The sequence below is a fragment of the Bacillus sp. P4_D3 genome, from assembly GCF_056401855.1.
The window spans coordinates 1-6,956 of sequence record NZ_JBFUIN010000153.1 but is presented as its reverse complement, the minus strand read 5'-3'; the positions used below and the strand labels follow the sequence as shown (position 1 = coordinate 6,956).

Genomic DNA, 6,956 nt, shown 5'->3' with positions numbered 1-6,956 from the left:
TGATTGCGCATTTTGTTTTTTCACTGCATGCACATCCGTTTCAGTTGCAAATTCTGTACCATAACTAGCATTTGCACTTTGTGCACCTGAAGCTTGTGCTTTCTTTGCCTCTGCTTGTGCATTCGCTTGTTTTACTGCTTGTACATTTGTTTCAGTTGCGAATTCCGTACCATAACTAGCATTTGCACTTTGTGCACCTGAAGCTTGTGCTTTCTTTGCCTCTGCTTGTGCATTCGCTTGTTTTACTGCTTGTACATTTGTTTCAGTTGCGAATTCTGTACCATAGCTAGCATTTGTGCTTTGGATGCTAGCGCCAGAAGTTGCCTTATTGTAACCTTGTTGTTTTTTGTTCATCTTTCTCACCTCCACAATTAATAATGTAACCAACCCATTTAATAGTTATTCTTAATTTTATTTTTAAACTTCCGCATATTATTTCAATATTCATTCAAACTACATATTATAGAGATGAAGGTATGTACATAGGACGAGATAGGACTGAACTAACCATGCTTTTAAGAAATGAATGGAAAGAAGAAGAAATATTAATTACATATTATGAAGACGGTTATTTACTCTCTAGTTATATGACTGTTGTTGATATTGATCCGCTAAATAGTACTGTCATATGTACCGGTGCTTTTTATAATAAGATGACACTACAATTTTCTAACATAATAGACGTAAAATAGAATAGATTTAAGTAATCACGTTTGGATTGTTATAAAGGAGTGTATAAAATGCAAGGGAATCAGATAAGAAAGAATACAGCAAGAACAGTTATTCATAATGATATAAATAACTATCCGTATTTAAGCATACCTATGATTATAAATGAGAAAGATGGAAAGCTTTATGAAATTTTAAGCACCGGTTTTCATACTAATGATGCAGTAGCAATGATAGCAACGGACGGTTTTGCTACAACTAGGATAAATACACCGATTGTAACAGTAAAAAACAATGATAGTAGCATTCAAGCATACCGCTTACCTTTAGAACTGGAATATTGGGTGCTTTCTTGTATGCGTGCTGCTTCAGCAGGAAAAAATCCGTTGCCATGTAAAGTTGCTTTTGGAATCATTGACACTAAATTCCATGTAGAATTTAAATAAAAAAGAAGGGGCTACTCAATTTGAGCTCCTTCTTTCTTCAGTTATATAAACATCAATTCTCTATATTGTTTATAGGAACAAACACATTCATTGCTTCCACTGTTAGAATCTATTCTCCCCTTTGTTTATCTTCAGGTTTATAAGTTTAGCGCACTCTAAGGGCAATATAAGGCTTCATTCCCCAAGTAGTAGATACTGTATTACCACATAACATATTTCTACCAGAATATCTTATTGCCCCTGCTTTAAAGTCAAATGTATCAAATTGTTTAAAGGTTTCTAATGGACTTTTCCCTTGAATTGCTCGTCTAATAACATCTGCAGCTATTTCATTAGCTACTCTCCTCATCTCAGCCGTGAACTTGAGTTGTGCATCAGTTTGTAATGATGAAATAGTACGATTTACTAAGTTATTTACCCAGTACAAGAAGGCACTTGGATTAGCGCTAAATACAGATACTCCCTGTAATACATCTTTTTCTGCAATGTCATTTGCCCAAGCTGTAACCCAACCGCCATTTTCAATTTTGAGTTCTAAGTCAAACTTATTTGTCAGGTATCCAGTATGACCGTGACACACATGAGGATGATGCACTGCATGATCTATCTCATGCCCTAAATATTCTAATCTACTGCTCAGCAAACTCATTCGTTCCAATTCAGAATTATGAATATCATGTATTGACGTTCCAGTGTATTCATAATTCCAATTACTATAATAATCATAATGACACTCTGGATAAGATAATGGATACAAAGGGGGAAATCTAGATAAATATTGTGGAGAGTAATTACTAAATTGACCACATGGAATTATATATGAGCTATATGTTTTACTTAGCATGATAATTCCTCCTATACTTCTATTTTTGAAAGCAATATATGGTAAACAAGGTTAGTTAGGTACTTGTCTAAATTTAAATGGGTATAAAAGAGTATAAATTGGGGAACTTACTAAAAGGAGAATTTGATAATAATAGACCAAATTCCGAATATGGGCCAGTCTCAGCATACACATTTCTCTAACGAATTTAATCCAGGAAGAGGAGGAACAAGTTTCTCTTTTTGATAACGTAACGCAGTAAGAACAAGAAATGAATTTAGCGAAAGTAATGGATGGAATACGCAAAAAGTCTTGAAAAACCAGCATTTGACGAAGGGTTTCCTACACGCATAGCGCCACAGCTAGATACAGAAACACGTTTATAGGAGTAGCATCAAGAGGAGCTGAAACCGAAATATTTGCCTTTGATCAGAAATAAAAAACAAAAGTTATATATTAAACTTTTAGTTTTTTATTGAATAATTTAGGAACTAAACTGAAACTCTTGCATACTATGTAATCAGGAAAAACAGTTTTGGAAACAAAACGCCCTTTCCATCGGGGCAACCCGAAGGGAAGACCGATGTCTTCCCGCCCTACATAAGAAGATCACCTTAGGGTGGTCTTTTTGGTTCTGGTGCAAAAATCATCTAATAGGGATATAAAGCCTACACAGACTGTGTAATTACAAATTATGATGCAATTCCAAACAACTTATGTATGAACTTCACCTCATTTTATACAGACTTCACCTGTTGGTGAAGTTGTCCTTTTTTCAGTATGAATCTTGGTCATAGAGCACCATAAATAGTGCTCTTTTTATTTAAATGATGATCTTGTTATAAATTTAATAAAGTTCTTATGAATAGATTGCATTATTCGTGGTGGACTATATTTTTCTTTAAATACATATGCCTTATGAATAAAATTCAATATTCCGTTAACACTACAGATAACATGGTAATCCTTTCTCCGATTTCCTTGCTTGAGCAGTTAACTTTTGTTAGCTGCTCTTTAATTTGTAAGAAGAACACTCATTCAAAAACACCAACATATAATGCTATGACTTCCTTTTTCAATTCAATCAATATTTTCTCCCTAAGAGAAAATCTCCCATCATTCTCTCCCTAAATAATTGTATTTAGAAATTTTATTTATACCTTTTAATTGTTCGCTTTTTAATTCTAGCTCACTTATTTTTCTTTATAACCTTTGTATGGTGTTAATGGTCAGAAATGCTATATCCGGAGATTCTTTTTCATATTCCTCCCGAGTCATTAACTCACCTTTTCACTCGAAAATTTTTGAAATAAGCATAGCATAATCATGAATTTCACTGTTTGTTAACTTAGACTCTCTATCCAGTTCAGCTAGTTCTAAAGGGTTTACTCTACACGATTTATATTCTATTTTAATATCTTTATAAATTCTCAATATTGTTTATGCTCTAATTTCAAGTTTTTTGTTGTATTCAGTTTTTAATTCAATAATTTCTTCACGAGTAATCCAATTTTTAGAACAGAAAATGCACAATCTAGATTCACATCGTTTTAATTCATCTTTGCAGTAGCCAATTTCGACCTTTTCTTTATGAAAATTAGAAGTTTGGAAAAGAGTATGTAATAATCAACATTAAATAAACCGAATATTATGATCTGACCTCGAAGAGCTGATACATAATTTATTTAGATTGGAAAATTAAAACCTTATCTACCCGCCTTATGGCGTCTTTTCTTTTTTTAAAAGGACCTGCTCAATTACTCTATAAAAACATAAGGTAAAATGAATCCATTAAAATACTTGAGTGACCTCTTGTTTTATCCTCTTACCAAAAGGAGGAACTATTATGGGCTTTGGTGGTAGTTGTGGCGGCGGCTTTGCTGGTGGCTTTGCTTTATTAGTTGTATTATTTATTTTATTAATCATAGTTGGAGCTGCTTGCTTCTGCTAAAAAACTATTAGAAAAGACACTCTTATATGAGTGTCTTTTCTTTATTTCCAAATGGAATTGCTCATTCATTCCATAAAAACATATAGTAATGTAAACCTATTAAAACAACAATCTATCCCATTGTTAAGTCTTCTAATTAAAGGAGGAAAAATTATGAGTTACGGTGATTCTTGGGGCGGCGGATTCGGATACTATGACAGGGCACTGTTATTAGATTCCCTTTTCTATACACACTACCTAAATAATGCAATTATGCATAACATCAAAAAATATACATATAATTAATCATAAATATAGTGAAATAATGAATGTGGATGCATCCTATAAAGCAGATTCTTTTGAAAAGCATAACATATCGTTCATTTTAAAAGATATGGCGTCACTCTGATACTGATCTCAATTCTTTTGTATGTTGTGTACTAACAATCTAGTGCATATAGACGATTCTGTTTTATAGGATGTGTTTACACGTATAACAAAGGGATAATACGGAAAAATTTATATTAATGAACGTGGTTCAAGTCGGAGGAAGGCACCTTAGAGGGTTATTCTTTTATAAAGAAAAATCCTGATGCTCCCCTCTATATAACTAAAAAAATTGTGTTATAATATCTCCTGAACATATKTATGGGATAACGACTACTTGCTGTTGGTAAGTAGCAATTTATCTAATGAAGAGATCACTTGTTTCCAAGACAAGTGATCTTTTTATATACATTTCCCTTACTATATTTGAGATTCACAAGAAATTCAATTGAACATATCTGCAAAAGTCATTCCTACATTATTTTTTCGTTTCATTTGTTTCTCCAAGTAAAGCTTCGTTATTTGGATATTTTCATGACCTCCTCATAGAGTAGGGCGATCTTGTTCGTTTACATTTGCACGCTGCAATTCTTCTTAAAGAGGTTTTTCTCTATACCCAAATACATGTAGATGCTAAAAATAGAACGTATCAGTACTGTTTTCTTCGCGAGCGTTGACGCTAGAACTGGAATTTCTCTTTCCATTCTTCACGCTTTTTAACCAGTTACTATATCTACATATATGCCAAGGCCATAATATTTTCAATAAAGAAGCATAGCGCTATACGCCTTCCCCGTTCAATTCAAATTCTTCCGCCTGTTACGCCGTACATTGACAAAACGAAAGAATCTCCGCTACATAACTCTTTTTTATGTCCTCTTTCACTTTTTCTTCTCATCCATATCTTTTTATAATTGTAGAAAAAACAACTCAACACTTTACTGATTACTTATTATACAAAGGAAGAACGTCATTATTTAKACAAAACTATACATGGTATTTATACTACTCCTAATCGAATTTATAAATCATTTGATTTACCAAGCCCTATAGAAAGTGTAATTCAAACCGAACAATCTGATCGGGCATTACGAGATAAGGACTTTATATCTAGTTAGGAGGAAAAACAAAGAAAGAAAAGATGATTAATTTAACTTCCACTTTTCATAAAATCGATTCGTATCCCCAGCACTAAAAAGTATCTAGTCATTCCCTTCTCGAAAAAGAAACAAACCCATTAGTAGGATTCATGCTCATCGACAACTGTAAAAAACAGGGTTTTTGTCAACATAGAATCCATTGGTAGCCATGTTACAAGAAACAATCAGTCATAGTACACCGCAAATCAAACTGAAATATGTTGATTAATTAAAGAGGAGAAGATGGTATTATTAAACCAATTTTATATTTAAATGAAAAATCCACACTTAACTGGACTCATATACTCACACCATCCCTTCTAGACGAGCATAAAATGTACTAACGAACGAAAGGGGGTAATTATTATGGGTTTTGGTTTTGGTGGAGGTTGTGATTTCAATAGATGTGATGATCGGAGAGATCATCACAGAAAAGAAGAAAGAGAAGACAATAGAAGAGAACAGAATAACAATCCAGAGTTATTACAATTCTTAAGAACATTAACTCCTGGTACTTGTATTGTTATTCAATATGATTCTCAAAGACCTACAAGTGCAACATTCCAAGGTTTTCAAGGAAACAACGTAATTATTTTATCTGACTTTGATTGTTTCCCAGGATTAGCACGTATTGCGATTAACAGAATTAACGTAATCTCTATAAATTCACCTGATTGTAATCGTTTCTGTTGCAAGCGTAAGAAGCATTGTAGAGAATGTGAAGAACATGATCATGATCATAGAGAAGATTAATAAATTTTAATTAAAAGAAAAATCTTTCCCTTAATTTATAAGCCAATTTGCAAGAAAAACACCTATTAAAAAATAGGTGTTTTTCTTTTCTAAATTATACTTAACTGAACATAAATAACAAACCATTTCATATAGCGGACATATACTATTGTAAGGTCGGCATCCAAATGACCCAAATAAATACCCATGCCAAGAAATAAAACTACAAAGTATTTCTTGGCACCTTTTACATAAAACAAATAAATTCATTAAAAATGTACAAGTTAATTACCAAGTTATTCACATTATATAATTAAGGATTAATAGATCCTATACCACCACTCCATAAAGTTATCTATATATATTTAACTGTCTAAATGTACAAACCTAATTGAAAATGGTTCGTTTTGAAACAACCAATTCATGTGCTAATTCTCCCACAGTAAATTTTTTCATTCGATTAACCATCATAATCATTTCATTTAATCTTTTTGCTCTAGACATCGAATGTCCTACATAACTATGACATAATTTGGAGCCTTTATAATATATAGTCATGGATAGTTAAATGATAAAAATAGATACAAAAAACACATGGATCTTTATCTTATCAAAACCTAATTTTATAAAATGTTTTAATATAAATCCCTTCAACATATTATATATGTCTAATATGTTGGGGGATTTTATTATTTACATTCGTTCTTCGTTATATGGGGTCCCACCACACATCCATCAACTTAAGGATTTAGACTATTCTTAAACTTAAAAGCACGTTACTATTCTCTTATGTTAATGAGAAAGGGTGACGTGCTTTTTATGAATATGCATCAAAAACAAGAGCTGTCTTTATTTGCCGAAGAGTTATATCGATATATGTCATATATGTC

The 6,956-nt window shown here is 32.4% G+C and carries 8 protein-coding genes and 3 pseudogenes; 7 read left to right on the top strand and 4 right to left on the bottom strand.

Annotated features, from left to right (window positions below):
• The coding region (locus AC1DTM_RS15345) for a gamma-type small acid-soluble spore protein (RefSeq protein ID WP_477000438.1) at positions 1-369 on the bottom strand (369 nt) is incomplete at its 3' end.
• Positions 370-476: 107 nt separating this feature from the next.
• Between AC1DTM_RS15345 and AC1DTM_RS15340 the strand changes: the two genes are divergently transcribed.
• Together AC1DTM_RS15340 and AC1DTM_RS15335 are read left to right on the top strand one after the other, a co-directional pair.
• Complete coding sequence (locus tag AC1DTM_RS15340) at positions 477-692, top strand: YolD-like family protein (RefSeq protein ID WP_033714657.1); 216 nt, start codon at positions 477-479, stop codon at positions 690-692.
• A 48-nt stretch (positions 693-740) separates the two neighbouring features.
• On the top strand, positions 741-1,115 hold the full coding sequence (locus AC1DTM_RS15335) for a hypothetical protein (protein WP_016104034.1): 375 nt from the start codon (positions 741-743) through the stop codon (positions 1,113-1,115).
• A 145-nt stretch (positions 1,116-1,260) separates the two neighbouring features.
• Here AC1DTM_RS15335 and AC1DTM_RS15330 read toward each other — a convergent pair whose 3' ends face one another.
• Entirely contained in the window at positions 1,261-1,959 is a 699-nt protein-coding gene (locus tag AC1DTM_RS15330) for a hypothetical protein (RefSeq protein ID WP_016104035.1), read from the bottom strand.
• A gap of 163 nt (positions 1,960-2,122) precedes the next feature.
• Here AC1DTM_RS15330 and AC1DTM_RS15325 point away from each other — a divergent pair.
• The 3 genes and pseudogenes from AC1DTM_RS15325 to AC1DTM_RS15315 all read left to right on the top strand — a co-directional run.
• Positions 2,123-2,266 (top strand): annotated as a pseudogene (locus AC1DTM_RS15325) (Y-family DNA polymerase); the annotation flags it as partial.
• Positions 2,267-3,784: 1,518 nt separating this feature from the next.
• Positions 3,785-3,889 carry a YjcZ family sporulation protein gene (locus tag AC1DTM_RS15320; RefSeq protein ID WP_000505684.1) on the top strand — a complete coding sequence of 35 codons (105 nt, stop codon included), beginning with the start codon at positions 3,785-3,787 and terminating at the stop codon, positions 3,887-3,889.
• 153 nt (positions 3,890-4,042) lie between these two features.
• Positions 4,043-4,174, top strand: coding sequence for a hypothetical protein (locus AC1DTM_RS15315; RefSeq protein WP_267864941.1), 132 nt, complete (start codon positions 4,043-4,045; stop codon positions 4,172-4,174).
• A 618-nt stretch (positions 4,175-4,792) separates the two neighbouring features.
• On the opposite strand, the pseudogene AC1DTM_RS15310 reads toward AC1DTM_RS15315, so the two are convergent.
• Positions 4,793-5,097, bottom strand: a pseudogene (locus AC1DTM_RS15310) (tyrosine-type recombinase/integrase); the annotation flags it as partial.
• Between the two features lie 218 nt (positions 5,098-5,315).
• Between AC1DTM_RS15310 and AC1DTM_RS15305 the strand changes: the two are divergent.
• Both AC1DTM_RS15305 and AC1DTM_RS15300 read left to right on the top strand, forming a co-directional pair.
• Positions 5,316-5,607: pseudogene (locus tag AC1DTM_RS15305) on the top strand (site-specific integrase); the annotation flags it as partial.
• 93 nt (positions 5,608-5,700) lie between these two features.
• Positions 5,701-6,087, top strand: a complete 387-nt coding sequence (locus AC1DTM_RS15300) for a hypothetical protein (RefSeq protein WP_016104036.1) — start codon at positions 5,701-5,703, stop codon at positions 6,085-6,087.
• 366 nt (positions 6,088-6,453) lie between these two features.
• Here AC1DTM_RS15300 and AC1DTM_RS15295 read toward each other — a convergent pair whose 3' ends face one another.
• Complete coding sequence (locus AC1DTM_RS15295) at positions 6,454-6,570, bottom strand: DeoR family transcriptional regulator (RefSeq protein ID WP_016104037.1); 117 nt, start codon at positions 6,568-6,570, stop codon at positions 6,454-6,456.
• Positions 6,571-6,956 lie beyond the last annotated feature (386 nt).